The organism is Bradyrhizobium ingae (assembly GCF_055791185.1).
This window is the reverse complement of sequence record NZ_JBVUBB010000015.1, coordinates 1-24,908: the sequence shown is the minus strand read 5'-3', so window position 1 is coordinate 24,908 and position 24,908 is coordinate 1. Positions and strand designations below refer to the sequence as shown.

Annotated in this window: 26 protein-coding genes; 18 read left to right on the top strand and 8 right to left on the bottom strand. The window is 64.6% G+C overall.

The features are described from left to right. Positions 1 to 192: 192 nt before the first annotated feature. A complete protein-coding gene (locus tag ACV1FX_RS21610; RefSeq protein WP_473119576.1) occupies positions 193 to 480 on the top strand; it encodes a hypothetical protein in 288 nt (95 codons plus the stop codon). Positions 481 to 627: 147 nt separating this feature from the next. Here the strand turns inward: ACV1FX_RS21610 and ACV1FX_RS21605 are convergent, their stop codons facing one another. Continuing rightward, positions 628 to 1,164 (bottom strand): invasion associated locus B family protein, encoded by a 537-nt coding sequence (locus tag ACV1FX_RS21605; protein WP_473119575.1) that lies wholly within the window; start codon positions 1,162 to 1,164, stop codon positions 628 to 630. Between the two features lie 453 nt (positions 1,165 to 1,617). On the opposite strand from ACV1FX_RS21605, the gene coxB reads away from it, so the two are divergent. The 14 genes from coxB to ACV1FX_RS21535 all read left to right on the top strand — a co-directional run bounded on the left by coxB (position 1,618) and on the right by ACV1FX_RS21535 (position 14,027). Then, positions 1,618 to 2,457: a cytochrome c oxidase subunit II gene (gene coxB, locus ACV1FX_RS21600; RefSeq protein WP_473119574.1), complete on the top strand. Its 840-nt coding sequence runs from the start codon at positions 1,618 to 1,620 to the stop codon at positions 2,455 to 2,457. A gap of 69 nt (positions 2,458 to 2,526) precedes the next feature. Then, entirely contained in the window at positions 2,527 to 4,149 is a 1,623-nt protein-coding gene (ctaD, locus tag ACV1FX_RS21595) for a cytochrome c oxidase subunit I (RefSeq protein WP_473119573.1), read from the top strand. A 63-nt stretch (positions 4,150 to 4,212) separates the two neighbouring features. Then, entirely contained in the window at positions 4,213 to 5,151 is a 939-nt protein-coding gene (locus ACV1FX_RS21590; RefSeq protein ID WP_473119572.1) for a heme o synthase, read from the top strand. Positions 5,152 to 5,158: 7 nt separating this feature from the next. After that, positions 5,159 to 5,323 (top strand): CoxF protein, encoded by a 165-nt coding sequence (locus tag ACV1FX_RS21585; protein ID WP_254102697.1) that lies wholly within the window; start codon positions 5,159 to 5,161, stop codon positions 5,321 to 5,323. A gap of 5 nt (positions 5,324 to 5,328) precedes the next feature. Beyond that, entirely contained in the window at positions 5,329 to 5,967 is a 639-nt protein-coding gene (locus ACV1FX_RS21580) for a cytochrome c oxidase assembly protein (protein ID WP_473119571.1), read from the top strand. 77 nt (positions 5,968 to 6,044) lie between these two features. Continuing rightward, on the top strand, positions 6,045 to 6,941 hold the full coding sequence (locus tag ACV1FX_RS21575) for a cytochrome c oxidase subunit 3 (protein ID WP_473119570.1): 897 nt from the start codon (positions 6,045 to 6,047) through the stop codon (positions 6,939 to 6,941). A gap of 81 nt (positions 6,942 to 7,022) precedes the next feature. Continuing rightward, positions 7,023 to 7,409, top strand: coding sequence for a DUF983 domain-containing protein (locus tag ACV1FX_RS21570; protein WP_473119569.1), 387 nt, complete (start codon positions 7,023 to 7,025; stop codon positions 7,407 to 7,409). Beyond that, positions 7,406 to 8,161, top strand: coding sequence for an SURF1 family protein (locus ACV1FX_RS21565; protein WP_473119568.1), 756 nt, complete (start codon positions 7,406 to 7,408; stop codon positions 8,159 to 8,161). The genes ACV1FX_RS21570 and ACV1FX_RS21565 overlap by 4 nt, the downstream gene beginning before the upstream one ends. A 118-nt stretch (positions 8,162 to 8,279) precedes the next feature. Continuing rightward, positions 8,280 to 8,645 (top strand): nuclear transport factor 2 family protein, encoded by a 366-nt coding sequence (locus ACV1FX_RS21560; RefSeq protein ID WP_473119567.1) that lies wholly within the window; start codon positions 8,280 to 8,282, stop codon positions 8,643 to 8,645. Between the two features lie 153 nt (positions 8,646 to 8,798). Continuing rightward, on the top strand, positions 8,799 to 9,443 hold the full coding sequence (locus tag ACV1FX_RS21555; protein WP_473119566.1) for a response regulator transcription factor: 645 nt from the start codon (positions 8,799 to 8,801) through the stop codon (positions 9,441 to 9,443). A 462-nt stretch (positions 9,444 to 9,905) separates the two neighbouring features. Further along, positions 9,906 to 11,324, top strand: a complete 1,419-nt coding sequence (thrC, locus tag ACV1FX_RS21550; RefSeq protein WP_473119565.1) for a threonine synthase — start codon at positions 9,906 to 9,908, stop codon at positions 11,322 to 11,324. Continuing rightward, positions 11,321 to 12,610 carry a M16 family metallopeptidase gene (locus ACV1FX_RS21545; RefSeq protein ID WP_473119564.1) on the top strand — a complete coding sequence of 430 codons (1,290 nt, stop codon included), beginning with the start codon at positions 11,321 to 11,323 and terminating at the stop codon, positions 12,608 to 12,610. The genes thrC and ACV1FX_RS21545 overlap by 4 nt, the downstream gene beginning before the upstream one ends. Positions 12,611 to 12,655: 45 nt before the next feature. Continuing rightward, positions 12,656 to 13,243, top strand: coding sequence for a GNAT family N-acetyltransferase (locus ACV1FX_RS21540; protein ID WP_473119563.1), 588 nt, complete (start codon positions 12,656 to 12,658; stop codon positions 13,241 to 13,243). 103 nt (positions 13,244 to 13,346) lie between these two features. Beyond that, positions 13,347 to 14,027, top strand: a complete 681-nt coding sequence (locus tag ACV1FX_RS21535; protein ID WP_473119562.1) for a hypothetical protein — start codon at positions 13,347 to 13,349, stop codon at positions 14,025 to 14,027. 204 nt (positions 14,028 to 14,231) lie between these two features. On the opposite strand, the gene ACV1FX_RS21530 is transcribed toward ACV1FX_RS21535, so the two are convergent. From ACV1FX_RS21530 to ACV1FX_RS21510, 5 genes are all read right to left on the bottom strand, one after another. Continuing rightward, positions 14,232 to 14,717 (bottom strand): F0F1 ATP synthase subunit B family protein, encoded by a 486-nt coding sequence (locus ACV1FX_RS21530; protein ID WP_473119561.1) that lies wholly within the window; start codon positions 14,715 to 14,717, stop codon positions 14,232 to 14,234. Between the two features lie 5 nt (positions 14,718 to 14,722). After that, the gene (locus ACV1FX_RS21525) at positions 14,723 to 15,286 is read right to left on the bottom strand and encodes a F0F1 ATP synthase subunit B family protein (protein WP_473119560.1); all 564 of its coding nucleotides are present in this window, start codon (positions 15,284 to 15,286) and stop codon (positions 14,723 to 14,725) included. A gap of 60 nt (positions 15,287 to 15,346) precedes the next feature. After that, positions 15,347 to 15,574 (bottom strand): F0F1 ATP synthase subunit C, encoded by a 228-nt coding sequence (locus tag ACV1FX_RS21520; RefSeq protein ID WP_018643436.1) that lies wholly within the window; start codon positions 15,572 to 15,574, stop codon positions 15,347 to 15,349. Between the two features lie 53 nt (positions 15,575 to 15,627). Further along, a complete protein-coding gene (locus ACV1FX_RS21515) occupies positions 15,628 to 16,377 on the bottom strand; it encodes a F0F1 ATP synthase subunit A (RefSeq protein WP_473119559.1) in 750 nt (249 codons plus the stop codon). Positions 16,378 to 16,485: 108 nt separating this feature from the next. Further along, positions 16,486 to 16,860, bottom strand: a complete 375-nt coding sequence (locus ACV1FX_RS21510) for an AtpZ/AtpI family protein (RefSeq protein ID WP_473119558.1) — start codon at positions 16,858 to 16,860, stop codon at positions 16,486 to 16,488. 345 nt (positions 16,861 to 17,205) lie between these two features. Between ACV1FX_RS21510 and ACV1FX_RS21505 the strand changes: the two genes are divergently transcribed. Together ACV1FX_RS21505 and ACV1FX_RS21500 are read left to right on the top strand one after the other, a co-directional pair. Beyond that, positions 17,206 to 17,724 (top strand): hypothetical protein, encoded by a 519-nt coding sequence (locus ACV1FX_RS21505; protein ID WP_473119557.1) that lies wholly within the window; start codon positions 17,206 to 17,208, stop codon positions 17,722 to 17,724. 175 nt (positions 17,725 to 17,899) lie between these two features. Beyond that, on the top strand, positions 17,900 to 18,364 hold the full coding sequence (locus tag ACV1FX_RS21500) for a secondary thiamine-phosphate synthase enzyme YjbQ (protein WP_473119556.1): 465 nt from the start codon (positions 17,900 to 17,902) through the stop codon (positions 18,362 to 18,364). A 92-nt stretch (positions 18,365 to 18,456) separates the two neighbouring features. Here the strand turns inward: ACV1FX_RS21500 and ACV1FX_RS21495 are convergent, their stop codons facing one another. Beyond that, on the bottom strand, positions 18,457 to 20,082 hold the full coding sequence (locus tag ACV1FX_RS21495; RefSeq protein ID WP_473119706.1) for an MFS transporter: 1,626 nt from the start codon (positions 20,080 to 20,082) through the stop codon (positions 18,457 to 18,459). 340 nt (positions 20,083 to 20,422) lie between these two features. Here ACV1FX_RS21495 and ACV1FX_RS21490 point away from each other — a divergent pair, with 340 nt between their 5' ends. After that, positions 20,423 to 21,094, top strand: coding sequence for a response regulator transcription factor (locus tag ACV1FX_RS21490; protein ID WP_473119555.1), 672 nt, complete (start codon positions 20,423 to 20,425; stop codon positions 21,092 to 21,094). A 153-nt stretch (positions 21,095 to 21,247) separates the two neighbouring features. Here ACV1FX_RS21490 and ACV1FX_RS21485 read toward each other — a convergent pair whose 3' ends face one another. Further along, positions 21,248 to 24,769, bottom strand: a complete 3,522-nt coding sequence (locus ACV1FX_RS21485; protein WP_473119554.1) for a PAS domain-containing hybrid sensor histidine kinase/response regulator — start codon at positions 24,767 to 24,769, stop codon at positions 21,248 to 21,250. Positions 24,770 to 24,908 lie beyond the last annotated feature (139 nt).

The window sequence follows — 24,908 nt, the reverse complement described above, 5'->3', positions numbered from 1 at the left end:
TCCATTATCGGGAGATGTGGGGCAAGATAATGGTTTCAAAGGCGTTCGGCGAGGGGGCGGACCCTCACATTACCGAAACGACACCATCGGCACCGCGGCGCCGGCGACTTTTTCGGTCAGCCGCGCCTTAAGCCGGTTTTCAAGGTTTTCTGCCTATATCGGCGCACACCTGTGTGAACCGGCGGCCAAGGCATGTGGAATTCCCTGTTTGCATTCTGGGATCAGTATCACGGCCTGATCATCGGCTTCGCCGTGCTGGCTCTGGTCTTGTTCGTCAATCAGCTGATTTACCGCCGTGGCTGGAAATCCTATCCGACGCGCGAGCAGTACGTCGCCACCCATCCGGGCAGCGCGACCAGGAACGGCGTCGTCTGCGCCAAGTGCCGGCAGAAGGCGTTGGTAGGGCCAGTGGCCGGCAGGGGCCGCATCTATCGCTGCGGCTGGTGTGAGACCGAGCTTTACCGCGTCGACAAGGCGTGAGGGCCAGATACGCCTCCGTCATTGCCAGCGAAGCGAAGCGATCCAGAATCTTGCCGCGGAAGCAGTCTGGATTGCTTCGCTTCGCTGGCAATGACGATGAGGAAGCTGCCAAATGTTCGGCTAATGCCCCACTGACGTCAGTCGCTCCTACGGTAACTTGTCGTAACCCTCGCCGAGCCCGTTCAGGCTGAGCGGGAAGCCGATCCCTTCCTCGGGGGTTTCGAAGATGATGAAGGTCGCGGTCTTGGCCGAGCGGAGCTGGCCGAGCAGCTTGTCGTCCATGACAACCTCGGCGACGCAGCCGTTGGGCAGGCAGCGGACGAAGCCGGCGCGGCCGACATCCTGGTTGTCGAGCTTGAGGCCGAGGCCGGAGGGCAGCAGCACGCCGAGCGGCGCCACCACCCGCATCAGCCGGCTCTTCTGGTCGGCCGTCTTGAGGACGATCACGGTCAGGCCGGCGTTGGAGCGGTCTTCGGCGACGACGCTCTGGATCAGGGCGCATTGCTCGGCCTGGGCGCCCGGCGGGGTGTCGCAGCGGATCTGCCAGTCGCCATGGACCGAGCGAACCGCGCCCTGCGCATGCGCGAGGCCCGGCAGGAGCAGGACGGCGGCCACCAGAAGACAAGCCAGCGCGCCAAAGCGACGGTAGGAAGCGGGTTTCGCCATGCGTGTCGAAAGCCCCATCGGGGTCGATCCCTCTGTTCGCAACCTGCTTGGGCGGCTTCGCTTCCACTCAGGTACGGAAATGACGGCGGCCTGAAGGCGGATCCCAAGCAACCAACAAGCAAATCTCGCGCCGCGCCGGTCGCCTTTTCCTGCGCGAATCAGGCTCCTGCGGGGGCGGCCGGTCAGTGCCTACAGCGGGCAATCCTGCTGTCAAGCTGCGACACTCCCGGGAACGGTGATTTTGTCTGAAATATCTTGCGTGTGATGGCTGGCAGACCGGGCACAAGACTGCATTGCGATACATCAAGAATTATGGTTTGAGAGGCTTGATTTCGGCGTTCTAGCGATCTGGCCCCAATTCCTCTTAGAGGTATTCTTGCGCGGCGGTTTGTCGGACGGGCGGATCGAATAAGCGTTCCCCAAAAATAGGGGAGTGCATTGGGGTGATTTCGTAAGGGGAGCGCGAGCGGCATGAGGATGTCGATGGGCCGGATGGGCCGGCATTTGCTGGGATTGGCCGTAGCTGGCCTGACGCTGGCCACGGGCGGCGCGGCATTTGCCGAGCTCGGACAGCCGGAGCCGTGGGAATGGCATCTGCAGGCCTCCGGTTCCCCGGTGATGGATAACATCGTCTGGTTCCACAATTTTCTGTTCGTGCTCATCACCGTGATCACGCTGTTCGTGCTTGCGCTTCTGGTCGTCGTGGTCGTGAAGTTCAACGCGAGGGCCAATCCGGTGCCGTCGCGAACCACCCACAACACGCTGATCGAGGTGCTCTGGACGCTGGTGCCGGTGCTGATCCTCGTCGGCATTGCGGTGCCGTCGTTCCGCCTTCTGTTCCTCGAGCTCGACGTGCCGAAGGCGGACCTGACCATCAAGGCCACGGGCAAGCAGTGGTACTGGTCCTACGCCTATCCCGACAACGGCAAGTTCGAGTTCGACTCGCTGATGGCCCAGGACAAGCAGCCCCGCCTGCTCGGCGTCGACAACGAGATGGTGGTGCCGGTCAACAAGGTGATTCGCGTCCAGACGACCGGCGCCGACGTCATCCACGCCTTCGCGCTACCGGCCTTCGGCGTCAAAATCGACGCTATTCCGGGCCGCCTGAACGAGACCTGGTTCAAGGCGACCAAGACCGGCATGTATTACGGCCAGTGCTCGGAGCTCTGCGGCAAGGACCACGCCTTCATGCCGATCGCGATTCGCGTGGTCAGCGACCAGGAATTCGCCTCCTGGGTTGAAGCGGCGAAGAAGAAATATGCGAGCGGTGGCACGAGCACTTACGCCTCCGCGGCCGGCCCGGCGCAATAAGCGCCGGTTCAGGGGACGAAAGGGCGGGACCCTTCGGGGTCCGAACGGGACGCAAGGCAGGATTTGAAAATGGCAACGAGTGCAGCACACGGCGATCACGCCCAAGACCACGCACACGACGATCACGGCCATCCGACCGGATGGCGGCGCTACGTCTATTCGACCAACCACAAGGACATCGGCACGATGTACCTGATCTTCGCGGTCATCGCGGGCATCATCGGTGCTGCGATGTCGATCGCGATCCGCGCCGAGCTGATGTATCCGGGCGTGCAGATCTTCCATGAGACCCACACCTATAACGTGTTCGTGACCAGCCATGGCCTGATCATGATCTTCTTCATGGTCATGCCCGCGATGATCGGCGGCTTCGGCAACTGGTTCGTGCCGCTGATGATCGGTGCGCCCGACATGGCGTTCCCGCGCATGAACAACATCTCGTTCTGGCTCCTGCCGGCCTCGTTCGCGCTGCTGCTGATCTCGACCTTCGTCGAGGGCGAGCCGGGTGCCAACGGCGTCGGCGCGGGCTGGACAATGTACGCGCCGCTGTCGACCTCGGGCCATCCGGGTCCGGCCGTCGACTTCGCGATCCTCTCGCTGCATCTCGCCGGTGCCTCGTCGATCCTCGGCGCGATCAACTTCATCACCACGATCTTCAACATGCGCGCGCCGGGCATGACCCTGCACAAGATGCCGCTGTTCGTCTGGTCGATCCTGGTGACGGTGTTCCTGCTGCTGCTGTCGCTCCCGGTGCTCGCCGGCGCGATCACCATGCTGCTCACCGACCGCAACTTCGGCACCACCTTCTTCTCGCCGGACGGCGGCGGCGATCCCGTGCTGTTCCAGCACTTGTTCTGGTTCTTCGGCCATCCCGAAGTGTACATCCTAATCCTGCCGGGGTTCGGCATGATCAGCCAGATCGTGTCGACCTTCTCGCGCAAGCCCGTGTTCGGCTATCTCGGCATGGCCTACGCCATGGTCGCGATCGGCGGCATCGGCTTCGTGGTGTGGGCGCACCACATGTACACGGTCGGCATGTCCTCGGCGACGCAGGCCTATTTCGTCGCCGCGACCATGGTGATCGCGGTGCCCACGGGCGTGAAGATCTTCTCGTGGATCGCCACGATGTGGGGCGGCTCGATCGAGTTCCGCGCGCCGATGCTCTGGGCGGTGGGCTTCATCTTCCTGTTCACGGTCGGCGGCGTCACCGGCGTCGTGCTGGCGAATGCCGGCGTCGACCGCGTGCTCCAGGAGACCTACTACGTCGTCGCGCACTTCCACTATGTGCTGTCGCTCGGTGCGGTGTTCGCGATCTTCGCCGGCTGGTACTACTGGTTCCCGAAGATGACGGGCTACATGTACAACGAGACGCTCGCCAAGGCCCACTTCTGGGTCACCTTCATCGGCGTCAATCTGGTGTTCTTCCCGCAGCACTTCCTCGGCCTGTCGGGCATGCCGCGCCGCTATGTCGACTATCCCGACGCGTTCGCGGGCTGGAACCTGATCTCCTCGCTCGGCTCCTACGTCTCCGGCTTCGGCGTCCTGATCTTCCTCTACTGCGTTGCGGACGCCTTCATCCGTAAGCAGGAGGCGGGTGCCAATCCCTGGGGTGCCGGCGCGACCACGCTGGAGTGGACGCTGCCCTCGCCGCCGCCGTTCCATCAGTTCGAAGTGCTGCCCCGCGTGCAGTAAGCAACCCTTCGCCGCGGCGCCTTTGACGGGCGCCGCGGCTCTATCACGAAGCGAGTAGGTTTAGTGTCGGTCCTCGATCAGAACGCCATCGATATCAGGATCTCCGAAGCGGAGGTCGGCGACTACATCGCGCTTTTGAAGCCGCGGGTGATGTCCCTCGTGATCTTCACCGCGCTGGTCGGGCTGATGATGGCGCCCGGGCATTTCCATCCCGTGCTCGCGATCACCTCACTGCTCTGCATCGCGGTCGGCGCCGGCGCCTCCGGTGCGCTCAACATGGCGCTGGAAGGCGACATCGACGCCAAGATGTCGCGCACGGCGAACCGGCCCATCCCCCGCGGCCGCGTCACCAGGCCCGAGGCGATGGCCTTCGGCATGACGCTCGCCTTCTTCTCGGTGATGACGCTCGGCATCCTCGTCAACTGGATCGCGGGCGCGCTGCTAGCCTTCACCATCTTCTTCTACGTCGTGATCTACACGCTGCTGCTGAAGCGCTGGACCACGCAGAACATCGTGATCGGCGGTGCCGCCGGCGCGCTACCGCCGGTGGTCGCCTGGGCCGCAGTGACCGGCACGGTCGACGTCGAGCCGCTGCTCCTGTTTCTCATCATCTTCTTCTGGACCCCGCCGCACTTCTGGGCGCTGGCGCTGTTCCGCTCCGACGATTATGCCCGCGCCGGCATTCCGATGCTGCCCAACGTCGCCGGCCCCGACGCGACGCGGTTGCAGATCCTGCTCTACACCGTCGTCCTGATCGCGGTGGCCGCAGCGCCCTGGGCGCTCGGCTATTTCGACTGGATCTACGGCGTCACCTCGCTGGTGCTCGGCGCCGGCATGCTGGTGCTCGCCATCAACGTCTATATGCGGCGCGAGCGGGCCAAGTCGCTGCGCGCGACGCGCAAATTGTTCGCTTTCTCCATTCTTTATCTGTTCGCGCTGTTCGCGACCCTGCTCGCCGAGGTCGTGTTCCGCGCCCTTGCTCCGATGGTAGGGGGCGCATGACGCTGGCATGCCCGACAAACCCGAGCCAGATGGAATCGTCCTCACCGAGGCGCAGAAGAAGAGCCGCCGTCAGCGCTCGATTGCGATCGCGCTCGCGCTCGGCGTGCTTGTGGTGCTGTTTTTCGCGGTCACCATGGTCAAGGGACCAGCGGTGCTAGTTCGGCCATTGTAGGAAAGATGGATCAGAAGCCGACCATATCGCGGGATGAGAGCCAGACGGCGAAAAAGCGCCGTGGCCTTGGCCGCGACGCGCTGGTCGCCTCGATCTGCGGCGCCGTGGTCGCGCTGATGGTCGGCGCATCCTATGCGGCCGTGCCGTTCTACAACTGGTTCTGCCGCGCCACCGGCTTCAACGGCACCACCCAGGTCGCGACCTCTGCGCCGACGGCCGGTCCGATCGCGCGCAAGATAGCGGTGCGCTTCGACGCCAACGTCGCGCCGGGCCTGCCCTGGAAGTTCGAGCCGGAGCAGACCGAGATCGAGGTCAATATCGGTCAGGTCACGACTATCTACTACACCGTGACCAACCAGGCCGCGCGCACCACCGCAGGCCAGGCGGCTTACAACGTCGCGCCGCTGACGGTCGGATCCTATTTCCAGAAGATCAACTGCTTCTGCTTCACCGAGCAGACCATGGCGCCCGGCGAGAAGCGCGAGATGCCCGTGGTGTTCTACGTCGATCCGTCGATCATCGGTGACCACGACAATGACGGGCTGGGCACGATCACGCTGTCCTATACGTTCTATCCGGTGCGCGAGCCGACGGTGAAGCCGATCGCCTCCGGCGAGGACGACAAGCGCAAAGGCAATCTTTGATCGCCGGGCTCAGATCCGGGGATTGGAATTAAAGGGGATAAGTGCCTGACAGGCACGGGCTAAGGAGAGAGACGGAAATGGCGACCGCGCAAGGCAAGCATCACGACTATCATCTGGTCGATCCGTCTCCGTGGCCGGCCGTCGGCTCGGTCTCGGCTTTCATCATGGCACTCGGTGCCATCACCTGGATGCACCATATGCTCGCGGCCGCGCCGATCATCTTCGGCGTCGGCACCATCGGTGTGCTCTACACCATGGCGAGCTGGTGGGGCGATGTGATCAAGGAAGCCCAGTACAAGGGCGATCACACCCGCGTCGTGCAGCTGCACCATCGCTACGGCATGATCCTGTTCATCGCCTCCGAGGTGATGTTCTTCGTCGCCTGGTTCTGGGCCTTCTTCAACGCGGCGCTGTTCCCTGCCGACCCCGTCCACGCCACGCGCGATGCGGTGTTCGGCTGCGGCCTCGGCACGCAGATGGGCGCCTGCAGCGTGCCCGGCACCTGGCCGCCGCACGGCATCGAGACCTTCGATCCCTGGCATCTGCCGCTGCTCAATACGCTGATCCTGCTGACCTCCGGCACCACCGCGACCTGGGCGCACCATGCGCTGCTGGAGAATGACCGCCAGGGCCTCAAATACGGTCTGATCCTCACCATCCTCCTGGGCGCGACCTTCACCTGCGTGCAGGCCTATGAGTACAGCCACGCGGCGTTCTCCTTCGCCGGCAACGTCTACGGTGCGACCTTCTTCATGGCGACCGGCTTCCATGGTTTCCACGTGCTGGTCGGCACCGTGTTCCTGATCGTGTGCCTGGCGCGCGCCTATGCAGGTCATTTCACGCCGAAGCAGCACCTCGGCTTCGAGTTCGCCGCCTGGTACTGGCACTTCGTCGACGTGGTCTGGCTGTTCCTGTTCATCTGCATCTACGTCTGGGGTCGCGGCGCCGAGACCATGGCCCACGGCGCGCATTAAACCCCGGTCGATCGTGATATAAAGGGGCGGCCTGATCGGCCGCCCCTTTTGCTTAAGGTGTGGTGAGGCGAAGGAAAGTGCATGACCGAGTATCCTCCCACGACCGTTCTGCAGAGCGCGATGCGCGGACTTGCCTGCAAATGCCCGCGCTGCGGACAGGGCAAGCTCTACGCGGGCTTCCTCACGCTGGCTCCGTCATGTGAGGTCTGTGGCCTCGATTACGCTTTCATCGACTCCGGTGACGGGCCGGCGATCTTCATCATCATGCTGGCCGGTGCCATCGTGGTAGCCTGCGCACTGATCGTCGAGGTCAAGTACCAGCCGCCGTTCTGGCTGCACGCGGCGCTGTGGCTGCCGCTGATCCTCGTCACCACGCTGTTGCCGCTGCGGTCGATGAAGTCGCTGTTGATCGCGCTGCAGTTCCACCACAAGGCAGCGCCGGGCCGATTGGTCGATCGCGCGAAATGAACGGGATAGCGACGCGCCGTCGCGGCCTGGCGGGCTTTGGTCTGTTCACGCTCGCCATGATCGCAGCCTTCGTCGCGCTCGGTGTCTGGCAATTGCAGCGCCGCGTCGCCAAGCATCAGTTGATCGCAGCGCTGACCGAGCGGCTTGCGGCGCCGCCTGTCGCGCTGCCGCCGCCTGCGCAGTGGAGCACGCTCAACGCGGCCAATGACGAGTTTCGCCGTGTCAGCTTCACGGCGACCTATGCGCCGCTTCCCGACGCCATGGTCTACAGCTCCGGCTCGGCCGTGCGCAAGGACGCCTCCGGCCCCGGCACTTGGGCCTTCCTGCCGGCGCGGCTGCCGACTGGCGAGATGATCGTGATCGATGCCGGCTTCGTCGAGAATACGATGCAGGATCGGTCCGTCGAGGACCGTGCTGTAACCAAGCTCATCACTGGCGAGCAGGTGGCGCTCACCGGATATTTGCGTTTTCCGGAACAGGCGGGCTGGCTCACGCCCGCGGAGAATCGCACCAAGCGGCTGTGGTTCGTCCGCGATCAGCATCTGATGGCGAGCGCGCTCGGCTGGGGCACGGTCGCACCGTTCTACATCGACCTGGAACAGCCTGCGCCCGAGAACGGCATCCCGCGCCCCGGACCGCTCGACGTGCATCTGAAGGACGATCACCTGCAATACGCAATCACGTGGTTCGCGCTCGCGGGCGCGGTGCTGATCGCATTCGGTGTGTGGGTGAGGGGACGGCGGCGCAACTGATCTGCCGCGGTTTCCGAGAAGGAACCCGCAATCTTCCGGGCTTTACCATTCAGCGTCCATTCACGACTGTAGCCATAAGCCGCGAAACGAATTCGCGTGAGCAGATCGGGATGGACGCGTGAGTGATTTCGACCAGATGGGCATTGTCGTCGACTGGCTGGACGCCTGTCGCAAGGGCGACCTCAGGTCGCTGATCGATCTCTATACCGATGATGCCAGCCTCGAATGCCAATGCGGAGACACGCATCTCTACCGCGGCCGCAGCGAGCTCGAAGCCTATTGGGGATCGCGGCTCGGCGCACTCTCCTCTGCCGGATTTGGCCTGGAAGACATCAGTCCTGCGCCGCAGGGCATCGAGCTCGAATATTCGATCGCCGGCTCGTTGCGCATCCGCGCCAGCTTCGACTTCAGCGCCGATGGCAAGATTTCCCGAACCGTCTGCGGGCCCGCGCGGGAGAATCCGATGGACTGCTCTGCCTGCTGACCCGGCATGGCCCAGTGTCGCCAAATATGCAGACGGGCGCAGCTAAACGTACATAGGGTCTCCTCCGTTTAGTTAAATTCTAACGCTGGTGGTATTTTCGCTCTTTCCATTTGTTCCCGCTGGCTTATCTGTTGAGGAAAGCGAGCAAGGACAATGCAAGACGTCGTCAAGCCGGCCACGCGGATATTGATCGTCGACGACCATCCGGTCGTCGTCTTCGGTTGCAGATCGTTGTTCGCCTCGGATCACTCGATCCGAATCGATGAGGCGAGTGACGCAAAGTCCGGTCACCGCGCCTTCGTCAGCAAGCGTCCCGACGTCACCCTGATCGACATCAGCCTGCCCGACGTCTCCGGCTTCGAGTTGATGCGCCGCATCCGCAAGGATGATCCGGACGCCAAGATCATCATGCTCAGCACCAATGACGATCCCGCCTTCGTGGTCCGTGCAGTCGAGATGGGCGCGCAGGGCTATGTCTCCAAGGGCGACGATATCAAGGTCCTGGTCAAGGCGGTGCGCAAGGTCGCGGCGGGCGACAATTTCATCTCGCCGCAGCTCGCGGAGGCCGTGACCTTCTCCGGCGCGGCGATCAAGGCCAATCCGGCCTCGCAGATGACGCCGCGGGAACTGGAAATCCTGCGGCTGCTCGGGCGCGGCGACAAGATCGTCGAGGTCGCCGAAGCGCTCGGCATCTCCTACAAGACCGTCGCCAACACCACGTCGCTGCTGAAGCAGAAGCTTGGCGCGAAAAACCACTCCGACCTGATCCGGATCGCGGTGGCGATCGGGATGAACTGAACCTGGCCGCCCGCGCCGGACGGCCCCGCCTCGGCGCCGGGAAAAGTTGGCAGGCCCATCGCGTCGTGTGTCAAAGCACGGTGCAATCCGCAATCAGCGAGCTTTGCGGGCGAGCGGGAAAATTTGGAACGTTCTCCCGCGCAGACCGTTTTTGACCTTGACGATGAGATGACACCCGACCAAAAGCTCACGGCGAATGATCTGACGAGGCCTTGGCTCGCGAAGCGGCCTCCGAACGCGGATAAAACAGGTCTGCACACGTAACGACAGACCCTTCCAGGAGAGGGCTGCGGCATCGCCGCAGCCCTTTTTCTTGCAGCGCGTGAGGCCGGGCGCGACACGGGAAGCGGTTTCCCCGTGCTGCAAAACGCTCTATGGTGCCGCCGAGCTGGCTACGGCAAAACAAAGTAACTTCATTTAAAATCAAAGGTTTAGGCGTTCGGCCGACCTTTGGAGGGCGGTTTGACTCGATATATCTCCACCCGGGGCGAGGCCCCCGAGCTTGGCTTCTGCGACGTGATGCTGACCGGGCTTGCCCGCGACGGCGGCCTCTATGTGCCCCGCGACTGGCCGCAGCTTTCGCCAGAGACGATCGCCGGATTCTTCGGCCGCCCCTATTGGGAGGTCGCAGTCGATGTGATCCGCCCGTTCACCGGCGGTGAGATCTCGGATGCCGATCTCGGCCGCATGGCGAACGAAGCCTACGCCACCTTCCGCCACCCGGCCGTGGTGCCGCTGCGCCAGATGTCGCCGCATCAATTCGTGCTGGAGCTGTTTCACGGTCCGACGCTCGCCTTCAAGGACGTCGCGATGCAGCTGATCTCGCGGCTGATGGATCACGTCCTCGCCAAGCGTGGCCAGCGCACCACCATCGCGGTCGCGACCTCCGGCGATACCGGCGGCGCCGCCGTCGAAGCCTTCGCGGGTCTGGAGAATGTCGACCTCATCGTGCTGTTTCCGCACAACCGCGTCTCCAACGTGCAGCAGCGCATGATGACGACGACGGGCGCGGCCAACGTGCATGCGCTCGCCATCGAAGGCACGTTCGACGATTGCCAGGCGCTGGTGAAGGGGATGTTCAACCATCACCGCTTCCGCGACAATGTCGCGCTGTCCGGCGTCAACTCGATCAACTGGGCGCGCATCGTGGCGCAGGTGGTCTACTATTTCACTTCGGCGGTCGCGGTCGGCGCGCCGGCACGGCAGGTCGATTTCACCGTGCCGACCGGTAATTTCGGCGACATCTTTGCAGGCTTCGTTGCCAAGCGCATGGGGCTTCCGGTGCGCACCTTGCGCATCGCCGCCAATGTCAACGACATCCTGGCGCGCACGCTCAAGACCGGGATCTACGAGGTGCGCGAGGTGCATGCCACCGCGTCGCCGTCGATGGACATCCAGATCTCCTCGAATTTCGAGCGGCTGATGTTCGAGGCGGGACGGCGCGATGCGGCCGGCGTTCGCCGGATGATGGACTCGCTGAAGCAGTCGGGACGTTTCGTGCTGCCCGACGCCACGCTCGCTGCGATCCGCGAGGAGTTCGATGCAGGCCGCGCGGACGAGACCGAAACCTCGGCTGCGATTCGCGCCGCCTGGCGCGAGGCCGGCGAGTTGGTCGATCCCCATACCGCGGTGGCTCTCGCCGTGGCCGATCGCGACACCACGGACACCACGGTACCCAACATCGTGCTGTCCACCGCGCATCCCGCAAAATTCCCCGACGCGGTCGAGGCCGCCTGCAGCATGCGGCCGCAATTGCCGGCCTGGCTCGACGGCTTGATGACCAAATCCGAACACATGAAGGTGATGAAGAACGATCAGGCCGAGGTGGAGCGGTTCGTGTTGTCGGTCAGCCGGGCCGCAAAGCAGGGAGTTGCCGGATGAGCGTCGAGATATCCAAGCTTGCTTCCGGCCTCACCGTCGTCACGGACAACATGCCCCATCTCGAGACCGCCGCGCTCGGCGTCTGGGCCGGAGTCGGCGGCCGCGACGAGAAGCCGAACGAGCACGGCATCTCGCACCTGCTCGAGCACATGGCGTTCAAGGGGACGACCCGGCGCTCCTCGCGCGAGATCGTCGAGGAGATCGAGGCGGTCGGCGGCGATCTCAACGCCGGCACCTCGACCGAGACGACGTCCTACTACGCGCGGGTGATGAAGGCCGACGTGCCGCTGGCGCTCGATGTGCTCGCCGACATCCTCGCCAATCCCGCCTTCGAGCCGGACGAGCTCGAGCGTGAGAAGAACGTCATCGTGCAGGAGATCGGCGCGGCCCAGGACACGCCCGACGACGTCGTGTTCGAGCATCTCAACGAGCTCTGCTATCCCGACCAGGCGATGGGCCGCTCACTGCTCGGCACCGCCAAGACACTGCGCGCCTTCAACCGCGACACGCTGCGCGGCTATCTCACCACGCATTATCGCGGTCCGGACATGGTGGTGGCCGCCGCAGGCGCGGTCGATCACCGCCAGGTGGTGGACGAGGTCGAGAAGCGGTTTGCCAGTTTCGAGGCGACGCCAGGACCGAAGCCCGCGCCAGCGATGTTCGGCAAGGGCGGGGCGAAGGTGGTGCATCGAGAGCTCGAGCAAGCGCACCTGACGCTGGCGCTGGAAGGCGTGCCGCAGACCGACCCGTCGCTGTTCTCGCTGCAGGTCTTCACTAACGTGCTCGGCGGGGGGATGTCGTCGCGGCTGTTCCAGGAGGTGCGGGAGAAGCGCGGGCTGTGCTACTCGATCTACAGCTTCCACGCACCCTATACCGATACCGGCTTCTTCGGGCTCTATACCGGCACCGATCCGGCAGATGCGCCGGAGATGATGGAGGTCGTCGTCGACATCATCAATGATTCGGTGGAAACGCTGACCGAAGCCGAGATCGCGCGTGCAAAAGCCCAGATGAAGGCGGGCCTGCTGATGGCGCTGGAGAGCTGCTCTTCGCGCGCCGAGCAGCTCGCGCGGCATGTGCTGGCCTATGGACGGCCCCAGACCGTGCAGGAACTGGTGGCTCGAATCGACGCCGTGAGCGTCGAATCCACGCGAAATGCAGCACGAGCGCTATTATCGCGGAGCCGCCCCGCGGTCGTTGCATTGGGCAGCGGCAGGGGTCTGGACACGGCGGTGTCTTTTGCGGAAGGATTGACCCGGGCGCGAGCCAGGGCAAGGCTCCACTAGGAGCTGTGCCAGTAGGGCTCATATCGCGGCCCCGGGAAGCATCACATGGCTCTTTTTCGCTTGCCGTCCAGTGGACCTGCCGCCCTCGCCCCACGTGGCAACGGACTGCTGTTGCGCGCGCCGCAGATGTCGGACTTTCTGCAATGGGCGCATCTGCGCGAGGGAAGCCGCGACTACCTGACCCCCTGGGAGCCGATCTGGCCGTCGGATGATCTCACCCGCTCGGGCTTCCGCCGGCGCCTGCGTCGCTACGCCGAGGATATTGCCGCGGATCGGTCCTATCCGTTCCTGATCTTCCGGGAGCTCGACAGCGCCATGGTCGGCGGCATTACGCTGGCCAATGTCCGCCGCGGCATCGTCCAGGCCGGCACGATCGGCTACTGGGTCGGGCAGTCCTACGCCCATCGCGGCTACATGACCGCGGCGCTGCGGGTCCTGCTGCCGACCCTGTTCGGCGAGCTCAATCTGCACCGGGTGGAGGCGGCCTGCATCCCCACCAATGCGCCGTCGATCCGGGTCCTGGAGAAGTGCGGCTTCTCCCGCGAGGGGCTGGCGCGCCGCTATCTCTGCATCAATGGGGTCTGGCAGGACCATCTGCTGTTTGGCCTTCTGCACGAGGATTTCCGCGGCTAACCAAGCCGAAATTTGCCCTGTCGTGTGTCTTGTCGTGTGCCTTGGGTTCGCCGATTTTGGCGATATAACGCGCAGCAGGCCGGCGATCTGCCGGGACATTGTCATGGAGTATGGTCCCTTGAAGGTGAGAGAGCTTCGGTCCTCGCAGACCGCGCTGCGGCGAGGTCCGGTGATCGCGCTGGCGTTGTCGATCGTGGTCGCGGCGGCTTCGCCTGCGGCGGCGCAGTCGCTGAGCGACCGCTTCAAGAGCCTGTTTGGCGGCTCCTCGGACGAGCCGCCGGCCCAGACCACGACGCCGGCACCCGGCCAGCCGGCCGACGGCCAGGCCGAGGTCGAGTGCCCTCCGGTCACGGTGCGCGCGGGCGCGTCCACCTATGCCGTGGCCGCCCCTGGCAAGCAGGCGGTCGGCAACGACGTGCGCTACCAGGCCTCGATCACCAAGATGGCGCGCGAATGCGTCCGTAACGGCAGCGAGATCACCGCGCGGATCGGCATTCAGGGCCGGATCGTCGCGGGCCCCGCCGGTGCGCCGTCGTCCGTCGAGATTCCGCTTCGCGTAGCGGTGGTGCAGGGCGGCGTCGGCGAGAAGGTGATCGGGTCGAAGGCCTATCGCACCACGGTGGCGATGTCCGAGGACGGCAGCGTGCCCTTCACCTTCGTCGCCGAAGACATGGTCTATCCGGTGCCGTCGGGCGCGGCCGCCGATTCCTACATCTTCTACGTCGGCTTCGATCCGCAGGCGTTGTCGGGATCAACGAAGGCGGCGCCGAAGAAGAGGAAGTAGGCGACGACAATTAACACGCCGTCATGCCACGGCTTGACCGGGGCATCCAGTACGCCGCGGCCCTGCCGTATCATTCACCGCCGCTGGAATACCGGATCGCCCGGTCGCGCCGGGCGATGACATCCAGTTTTTGGACGGACCAATCAGCCAACAAAAAAGCCGGCGCTCATCGCGCCGGCTTTTTGATTTTCGAGGACGCTTGCCTCAGTTCAGCTTCTGCCGAACCTCGGTGATGCCCTTGGCAAGGAGGTCGTCGGCGACCTGGCCCTTGACCGACTGCGACAGGATCGTTGAGGCGGCCTGGACGGCGGCCTCGGCGGCTGCGGCGCGGACGTCGGCGAGCGCCTGGGCCTCGGCGAGCGCGATCTTGCTCTCCGCGGTCTTGGTGCGGCGGGCGACGAAGTCTTCCATCTTCGCCTTGGCCTCAGTCGCGATGCGCTCGGCTTCGGCCTTGGCGTTGGCGATGATGTCGGCAGCCTCGCGCTCTGCGGTGGCACTGCGCGCCTTATAGTCGGCGAGCACCTTGGCAGCCTCCTGCTTGAGGCGCAGGGCGTCGTCGAGCTCGGCCTTGATGCGCTCGGCACGATGATCCAGAGCCGTCAGCGCCGACTTGAAGACCCCGAGATAGCCGAACACGACCATCAGGATCACGAAGGCGACGGCGACCCAGGTTTCAGGATCGAAGAACATATCGACTAACCCTTCAAGGACGCATCAACGGCGGCATTGACCGACGCCGCATCCGGAACGACGCCGGCGAGTTGCTGCACGATCTGGCCAGCGGCATCGGCCGCGATGCCGCGGACGTTGCTCATGGCGGTCGTGCGGGTCGAGGCGATGGTCTTTTCCGCCTCGGCGAGCTTAGCCGCAAGCTGCTCTTCCAGGGCTTTGCGCTCGGCTTCCGCCTGCGCATTCGCCTTATCGCGGGATTCGTTGCCGATCGCCTGTGCACGCGTGCGCGCCGAAGCGAGCTCGGTTTCATAGGCCTTCAGCGCCGCGTCGGACTGGTCCTTCAGCGCCTGCGCCTCGGTGAGGTCACCCTCGATCTTGTTCTGACGCGCTTCGATCGCGCCGCCGACCTTCGGCAGAGCGAGCTTGGACACGATCACATAAAGCACGACGAAAAAGATCGCGAGCGACACCAGCTGCGAAGCAAAGGTGCTGCTCTCGAACGGCGGAAAGCCGCCACCGTGACCGCCTTCGGCCTCGGTGTGGGCGCCCGCCGCCGGACTTTTCGCCCCGCCATGACTCTCGGCCATGGAGTACTCCCGTTGCTGTCACGCGCCGCTTCGGATGAAGCGGCGCGAAAGAGGTCGTTCTTAGAAAACGAACAGCAGAAGCAGCGCGATCAGCAGCGAGAAGATGCCGAGCGCTTCGGTCACGGCGAAGCCGAAGATCAGGTTGCCGAACTGGCCCTGGGCGGCCGACGGATTGCGAACGGCTGCGGCGAGGTAGTTGCCGAAGATCACGCCCACGCCGACGCCCGCACCGCCCATGCCGATGCACGCGATGCCCGCGCCGATAAGTTTTGCTGCTGCCGGATCCATTTTAGACTCCTTGGAAGAAAGATTGGGGTGTGGGTGGAAATTCCCCGGACCGCTCAGTGTCCCGGATGAATGGCGTCGTTGAGGTAGATGCAGGTCAGGATCGCAAACACATAGGCTTGCAGAAACGCGACCAGAATCTCGAGGGCGTACAGCGCGATCGTAAGCGCCAGCGGCAGCACGCCGCCGACCCAGCCGATGGCACCGAGCGAGAAGCCCAGCATGGCGACGAAGCCCGCGAACACCTTCAGCGCGATATGGCCGGCCAGCATGTTGGCAAACAGACGAATGCTGTGAGAGACCGGCCGCAGGAAGAACGACAGGATCTCGATGAACATGACCAGCGGAAGGATGTAGCCGGGGACGCCGTGCGGAACGAAAATCGAAAAGAATTTCAGGCCGTTCTTGGCGACGCCGTAGATCAGCACGGTGAAGAAGACCAGCAGCGCCAGCCCCACGGTGACGATCAGGTGGCTCGAGACCGTGAAGGTGTAGGGGATGATGCCGACCAGGTTCGAGACGCAGATGAACATGAACAGCGAGAAGATCAGCGGGAAGAACTTCATGCCTTCCGCGCCGGCCGTCGAACGGATGGTCGAGGCGACGAATTCGTAGGAGATCTCGGCGATCGACTGCAGGCGCCCGGGGACGAGCTGCGTGCCGCTGGCAAGCATCAGGATCGAGATCACCGCCACCGCCACCAGCATGTAGAGCGACGAATTGGTGAAGGCGATCGTGTGGTTGCCGATATGGCCGATCGTGAAGAGAGGCTCGATATTGAACTGATGGATCGGGTCGATTTTCATCCGCGCGGCATCTCTCGGTCTGCCGGGCAAGCCGGCTGGTCTCGGTCAGCCGGCCGGGCCGGCCCGTACCGGCGAGGCCGGCACGATCAATTCCTCTGGCCAGAGGGGCTACGAACCACTGCGCCTGTTTTGACCCGCGCCCGCCGATCTCACCACGTTCACCACGCCAGCCACGAAGCCGAGCAGCGTGAACACGATAAATCCGAAAGGCGACGTCGACAGCAAGCGGTCGAACCCCCAGCCAATCCCCGCTCCGACAATGACCCCGGCGATCAACTCGGAGGATAGCCGGAAACCGAGCGCCATCGCCGAGGCTCTGGCCGCTTCGTCTCCACCTTCACCTGCGGGTTGCTCGGTCTTGATCCTGCGGTCGCGAAATTCGGACAACCGCTGATTAAGACTTCCGAGCCTTGCGGAAAGCGCAGCCTCCTCAGGCGATTTATCGCCATTTCCATTCTCGCCGTGCCCCGTGCCCGTACCCATGCAACGAAGACCCGAAACGCCGCGGTTGAATGGAAATTACGCCCGCCACCCTCGAAAGCCGCGCGGACCATACTGACCGCACATAATCAAGTCAAGCCAAGTCACGATCGCGTCGTTTTCGTTTATCTCGTTGATCTTGCTTGAGATATCGCTGCGTTCTCCGGCGCTACGCACAGCGTGACGCCGCACCGCAGCAGCTCGCGTCCCAATCGGTGGGTCTGGCGCGGATTTGGCGGCTCCGCGGATATCGAAGCAGGTGCGGAAATCGTCATCTCGCGGGCGCGTTTTTCGCGCGCGAGGTGTAGGATTGCAGCGGGTCACATCATCTTCCGACGGAGCAGCGCCATGAGGTCAGCGACGTCATCAGCATCATGGTTTCGGGGGACCGTCATTGCCGTGGCGCTCGCGGCGGGCGGCGGTCTCGTGTTCGCGCAGGCGGCGCCCGACAGCGAGAACGGCCGCTACACCATGACGCCGACCCCGGACGGCGTGTTACGGCTCGATACGCGCACCGGGGTCGTGTCCACCTGCTCGAACAACGGGGCAGGCTGGGCCTGCTACGCCGTGCCGGACGAGCGCTCCGCGCTCGATGCCGAGATCGGTCGCCTGCAGGCCGAACTCGAGAAGCTGAAGGGGCAGTTGGCCACCGGGCCGACCGTCTCCGGCAAGATCGACGACGCGTTGCCGAAATCCGACTCGCTGAAGAAAGCCGAGCCGAAAGCCGCGGAGAACGATCGCAAGATCGAGGTCCCGCTGCCGAGCGATCAGGACGTCGACCGCGTGGTTTCGTTCCTGGAGCGCGCCTGGCGGCGGTTGATCGAGATGGCCAACCGCGTGCAGAGGGATGTGTCCGGGAAGATTTGAGGACCCCGTTGAGTCGTCCTGGCGACAGCCACGACCTCCGCGCGAGCGCATGCGCTCGTCGCGATACTCCGCGGCCTCTCTATTTTTTTCGGTGTGCGTTGCCACCTTTCTCGATCACAAGCATTCGGGGTAGTGGGTCCTGGCTTTCGCCAGGACGACGTAACGAAAGTCGTTCATGACATCGACCACGAGCTCCGCGCCATCGACGGTGCAGGCCACTACGATCAGCACATCGTTGCTGACAGTGCACACCTCACGCCGCGGTTTCATCGATCTCACGGCGGAGGCGGCGAAATTCGTGCGTGACATTCGCGCGCGCGAGGGGGCGCTGGCGCTGTTCATCCGTCATACGTCGGCATCACTGACGATCCAGGAGAATGCCGATCCTTCGGTGCTCGTCGATCTCACCACGGCGCTGTCACGGCTCGCGCCGGAAAATGCCGGCTGGGTGCATGACACCGAGGGCCCCGACGACATGCCGGCGCATATCAGGACCATGCTGACCGGGACATCGCTCCAGGTGCCGGTGCTGAATGGCGCCCTCGCACTCGTGACCTGGCAGGCGATCTATCTGATCGAGCATCGTACACAGCCGCACAGGCGCGAAATCGTGCTGCAATTCATCGGCCAGGCGAACTGAGCAATGTGTACCGACAAAACAAAACCGGCCGCGGATTTCGCGGCCGGTTTGCTGCTGGTTGACGTCGGCGGCGGGCCGACGGCAGTCCGCGATCAGGTCGCCTTGATGTCGACGTCCTTGGTCTCGGGCAGGAACAGGAAGCCGACCACCGCGGTGATCACCGCGAACACGATCGGGTACCAGAGGCCGGCATAGATGTCGCCGGTCGAGGCCACGATCGCAAATGCGGTCGCCGGCAGCAGGCCGCCGAACCAGCCGTTGCCGATGTGGTAGGGCAGCGACATCGAGGTGTAGCGAATCTTGGTCGGGAATAGTTCGACCAGCATCGCCGCGATCGGCCCGTAGACCATGGTGACGAAGATCACCAGGATGAACAGCAAGCCGATGATCGCTGCCACCTGCGGACGGAAGATGTCGAACGGATGCGCCATCTTCACGATGCCGGGGTCGCCTGCCTTGGGATAACCGGCTGCCTGCACCGCCGCGAGGACGGCCGGGTTGCTGTCCTTGGCGTTGGCGTAGGGCACTTCCTTGCCGTTGACGACGACCTTGACGCCGGAGCCGGCAGCGCCGGGCATCGTCACGTACTTGACCGACGACTGGGACAGGAACGCGCGCGCGGTGTCGCAAGGTGCGGTGAAGACGCGGGTGCCGACCGGGTTGAACAGGTCGCCGCAACCCGCGGGATCCGCCCACACCTCGACCTTGCCCGATTCGATCGCCTTTTCCAGCGCCGGGTTGGCGTTGGTGGTGATCATCTTGAAGATCGGGAAGAAGGTCAGCGCCGCGATCAGGCAGCCGCCGAGGATGATCGGCTTGCGGCCGATCTTGTCGGACAGCGCACCGAACACTACGAAGAAGCCGGTGCCGAACAGCAGCGACCAGGCGATCAGCAGGTTGGCGGTGTAGCCGTCGACCTTCAGGATCGATTGCAGGAAGAACAGCGCATAGAACTGGCCGGTGTACCAGACCACGCCCTGGCCCATGGTGCCGCCGAGCAGAGCGAGCAGCACGAGCTTGCCGTTCTGCCAGTTGGCGAAGGCCTCCGTCAGCGGCGCCTTCGAGCTCTTTCCTTCATCCTTCATCTTCTGGAAGATCGGCGATTCATTGAGGCGCAGCCGGATCCAGACCGAGACGCCAAGCAGGAGCACCGAGACCAGGAAAGGAATACGCCAGCCCCACTTGGCGAACTCGGCTTCGCCGGTCGCCGTGCGGGTGAACAGGATCACCAGCAGCGACAGGAACAGGCCGAGTGTTGCGGTGGTCTGGATGAAGGAGGTGTAGTAGCCGCGCTTGCCGTTCGGCGCGTGCTCGGCGACGTAGGTCGCCGCACCGCCATACTCGCCGCCGAGCGCGAGACCCTGGGCGAGGCGCAGTGCGATCAGGATCACCGGAGCTGCGAAGCCGATCGTCGCCGCGTTCGGCAACAGGCCGACGATGAAGGTCGACAGACCCATGATCAGGATGGTGACGAGGAAGGTGTATTTGCGGCCGACGATGTCGCCGACGCGGCCGAACACGATGGCGCCGAACGGGCGCACCAGGAAGCCCGCCGCGAAGGCCAGCAAGGCGAAGATGTCACGGGTCGCCGGCGGATAATCCGAGAAGAATTGAAGGCCGATGATGCCGGCGAGCGAACCATAGAGGTAAAAATCGTACCACTCGAAGACGGTGCCGAGCGAAGAGGCGAGAATGACGAACCGTTCGTCCTTCGTCATCCCTCCTGCGCCAGCACGGGACACAGTCATGGTCGTCATGTTGAATAGGCTCCCCGAAAATCGTTTCCTCGCTCCCGGGCTGTCCGGACGCAGCCGGACAGCCTCGGGCTTGGCCCGAAGGTAACATCGCCGTGAAACAGGCCCCAATACGACTTTCGGCCTTTTGCACTGACAGGTGGCTGACGGGTGCTGGCACCAATACGGCGGGAGGTAGAAGATCGGGATTAACCCCTTTGCCGCAAAGGGATAATGTGGGCTTGCATGCCACGGCCGCTCGGGGAAGAATTGACCCGCCGGGGCCTGGCTCATTGGCCCCGACCGCAACGACAGCAAGAGATCGATGAACGCTCCCGCAACCCGCCTCGTCATCGCCGATGACCATCCCCTGTTTCGCGATGCGCTGCGTCAGGCCGTGGCCGGCGTTCTGACCTCGGCGAGGGTCGACGAGGCCGGATCGTTCGAAGACCTGACCAAGCTCCTGGAGCAGGATTCCGACGTCGACCTGGTCCTGCTCGACCTTTCGATGCCCGGGATCTCGGGCTTTTCCGGCCTGATCTATCTGCGCGCGCAATATCCGGCGATCCCCGTCGTCATCGTCTCGGCGTCCGACGACAGCGCCACGATCCGCCGTTCCCTCGACTTCGGCGCTTCCGGTTTCATTCCCAAGCGGTTCGGCGTCGAGACCCTGCGTGATGCGATCCTGAAGGTGATGGACGGCGACGTCTGGGTGCCGCCGGATATCGACCTCAACTCCGCCGCCGATCCCGACATGATGCGGCTGCGCGACCGCCTTGTGACGCTGACGCCGCAGCAGGTGCGGGTGCTGATGATGCTGTCGGAAGGTCTTCTCAACAAGCAGATCGCCTATGAACTCGGCGTCTCCGAGGCGACCATCAAGGCCCACGTCTCCGCGATCCTGCAAAAGCTTGGCGTCGAGAGCCGCACCCAGGCCGTGATCGCCGCCGCCAAGATCGCCGGCGGCCAGTGGAAGCAGGGCACGCCGACGGAGTAGGGCGGGTGCGGCTGCCAGTTCCGTCATCCTGAGGCGCTCGCGTAGCGAGCCTCGAAGGATGAACGGCCCCACTTGGGCCGTCGTGCTTCGAGTCGGCCGCTACGCGGCCTCCTCAGCATGACGGATTTAGGCGGTGCGCCGGCTAAAGTCGCGCTACTCCGCGGCCACCATCTGCTGCGTGCGCCACTGTCCGAGAAGAGCCCGTAGCGAAGCCGGCTTCACCGGCTTGTTCAGCACCGCGATCTGCTCCTCGCGCGCGGCGACCTGCACGGCCGGGCTGCGGTCGGCGGTGATCAGGATCGCCGGAATGTTGTCGCCGAAGCGGCGGCGGATGTCGCGGATGGCGGCGATGCCGTTGCCGCGGTCGAGATGATAGTCGACGAGCAGGCCCGTCACGTTGCGACCGGCCGCCTCGATCGCACTGATCGCTCCTTCCGGATCGGCGACCGCGATGACCTCGGCGTCCCAGGCTTTCAGCAGCGTGCGCATGCCGTCGAGGATCGCCGCGTCGTTCTCGATGCATACGATCAGCGCGCCGGCAATCGGGGCGCGCGCGAGCGGCGTGGCGCTGGTCACGGCTGCGGTATGGGTCGCCGCCTTCGCGGTCGGCACCGTCACCGAGAACATCGAGCCGCCGCTGGCATTGGCGTCGATGGCGATGCCGTGCTTGAGCACGCGCGCCAGGCGCTCGACGATCGACAGGCCCAGCCCCAGGCCGCGCGCGATCCGCGCGCCCTGTTCGAGGCGATGGAATTCCTTGAAGATCTCGCTGCGCTTCACGGCGGGGATGCCGACGCCGGTGTCGTAGACGCAGACCTTCAGCGAGGCCCCCTGGCGGCGGCAGCCGACCAGCACACGCCCGCGCGGCGTATATTTGATCGCGTTGGAGATCAGGTTCTGGAGCAGGCGCCGCAGCAGCAGCCGGTCCGATTTGACCGCCAGCGAGCAGGGCATGAAGGTCAGCCGCAAGCCCTTGGCGCGCGCGATCGGTGCGAACTCGATCTCCAGCGACCGCATCAGGTCACCGATCTTGAAGCTCGAGATCGAGGTCGTCATGGCGCCCGCATCGAGCCGCGAGATGTCGAGCAGCGCGCCCAGGATCTCCTCGATCGCCTGCAGCGATTCGTCGATGTTCTCGACCAGCCGCGTCTCCTCGCCGCCATGCTGGCGCTCGACCAGGCTGGTGGCATAGAGGCGCGCGGCGTTCAGCGGCTGGAGGATGTCGTGGCTCGCCGCCGCGAGGAAGCGCGTCTTGGAAATGTTGGCGTCTTCGGCGGTGCTCTTCGCCTGCGCCAGCTCCGAGTTGAGCCGGGTCAGTTCCTCGGTGCGGTCGCGCACCCGCTTCTCCAGCGTCGCGTTGGCGCGCTCCAGCGCCTCCGCCGCCTCGAAGGTGGGGGTGACGTCGGTGAAGGTGATGACGAAGCCGCCGCCGGGCATGCGATTGGTCAGGACCTCGATCACCATATGGCGATCGGGCAGGCGCTCCAGATACGGCGCGCTGTCGGTCGTATAGGCGACGAGCCGCCGCGCCAGCATCGCCTCGTGGTCGCCGACCTCCGCCGGGTTGCCGGCGCCCATGAACTCCAGGATCTCCCGCAGCGGCGTGCCGAACTGGATGAAGTGCGGCGGCACGCTCAGCAATTCGCCGAACTGCCGGTTCGAGCAGATCAGCTGCAGGTCCTCGTCGAACACCGCGATGCCCTGGCGCACGTGGTTGAGCGCGGTCTGGAGGATCTCGCGGTTGAAATGCAGTGCCGCATGGGAATCGTCGAGCAGCTTCAGCGCGGCTTTTGCCGACACGGTCCGCTTACGCAGCAGGAGCGACATCACGAGGCGCGAGGAGGCCGCTCCGATCGAGGATGCGATCATGTGCTCGGCATGCTGCAGCAGCTCGAAATCGGCCGGCGCCCCGGCCTCGAGCCGCACATTGCGACGCGCTGCAAAGGCCTCGAAGGATTGCCGCGCGCGTTCGGGACCGAGATATTGCGCGACCGTGCTCTGGATGTCCTGCACGGTGACGGTGGTACGCCAGCGGCGGAAATTCGGCGCGATCGGCGCGAGCGTGTTGGGGACGAACAGGTCGCCCTGCACGAGCTCGATCGAGCTCGGCTGGCGCGCCAGCGAGAGCAGCACGTAGGTGAGGATATTGAGCGACAGCGACCAGGCGACGCCGTGCAGCAGCGGCGGCAGGTCGGCGCCGAACAGCGCCTGCGGCCGCAACGCCTCGATGCCGAACGGACCATGCTGGAGCAGCAGGATCCCCGAGGTCGAGGAGTCGAGGAAGCTCGGCAGGAATAGCGTGTAGAGCCACACGGCGAAGCCGACCAGCATGCCGCCGATGGCGCCGCGCGCGGTGGCGCGCCGCCACAACAGGCCGCCGAAGAAGCTCGGCGCAAGCTGGGCGATGGCGGCAAAGGACAGAAGGCCAATCGCTGCGAGCTGGGTGTTGCCGAGCGCGCGATAATAGAAATAGGCCATCACCATGATGGCGAAGATCGCAAGCCGCCGCGAGCGCAGCAGGAAGTCGATGAAATCCGTGGCGCCGGCCCGGCCCTCGGGCCGCCGCTTCAGCACCAGCGGCACCACCAGGTCGTTGGAGACCATGATGGAGAGCGCGACGCATTCCACGATCACCATCGCGGTCGCCGCCGACAATCCGCCGACGAAGATGGCGACGCTGAGCAGGTCGCTGCCGCCCTCCATCGGCAGCGCCAGCACGTACATGTCGGGGTCGATTGCGCCGAACGGGAAGGTCACGAGGCCGGCGAGCGCGATCGGGATCACGAACACGTTGATGGCGACGAGATAGAGCGGGAACAGCCAGCGGGCGCGGCTGACCTCGGCATCGGACGAATTCTCCACCACGCTGACGTGGAACTGGCGCGGCAACAGCATGACCGCACAGAACGACAGCAGTGTCATGGTGAGGAAGTTGCCGATCGAGGGCGAATAGTCGATAGCGCGTACCGCCTCCGGCGTCTTCATCGCGCGCTCGATCAATTCGTGCGGCGAGAACATCCAGAAGGTGACGAAGGCACCGGCGGCGAGGAACGCCACCAGCTTGACGATGGATTCGGTGGCGACCGCGAGCATCAATCCGTGCTGATGCTCGGTGGCGTCGGTCTGGCGCGTGCCGAACAGCACGGCGAAGGCCGCCATCGCCAGTGTCACCATCAGCGCCATGTCGCCGAGGATCGGGATGTGGGAGAAGGCCTGGTCTTCGCTCAAGATGGTTTCGAGCGAGGAGGCGACGGCCTTCAGTTGCAGGGCGATATAGGGCACCGAGCCGATGATCGCGATCAGCGCGACCGTCGCCGCCACCGCCTGGTTCTTGCCGTAGCGCGCGCCGATGAAGTCGGCGATCGAGGTGATGTTCTGCGCCTTGGCGAGCTGGATCACGCGGCGCAGGATGCCGGTGCCGATCCCGATCATCAGGACCGGGCCGACATAGATCGCGAGGAAGTCGGTCGAGGTGCGGGTGGCGAAGCCGACCGAGCCGAAGAAGGTCCAGGAGGTGCAGTAGATCGCGAGCGAGAGCGGGTAGATCAGGCCGGAGGCACGGCCGGCCCGCGCCTGGGAACGGCGGTCGCCATGGCTCGCCACCAGGAACAAAAAGCCGATATAGCCGAAAGCGGCTGCAATCACGCCCCAGTCATGGAGCTGTCTCTTATACACATCTGACGCTGCCGACGACTAGAAAGGGGGGGGGGGGGGGGGGGGGGGGGGGGGGGGGGGGGGGGGGGGGGGGGGGGGGGGGGGGGGGGGGGGGGGGGGGGGGGGGGGGGGGGGGGGGGGGGGGGGGGGGGGGGGGGGG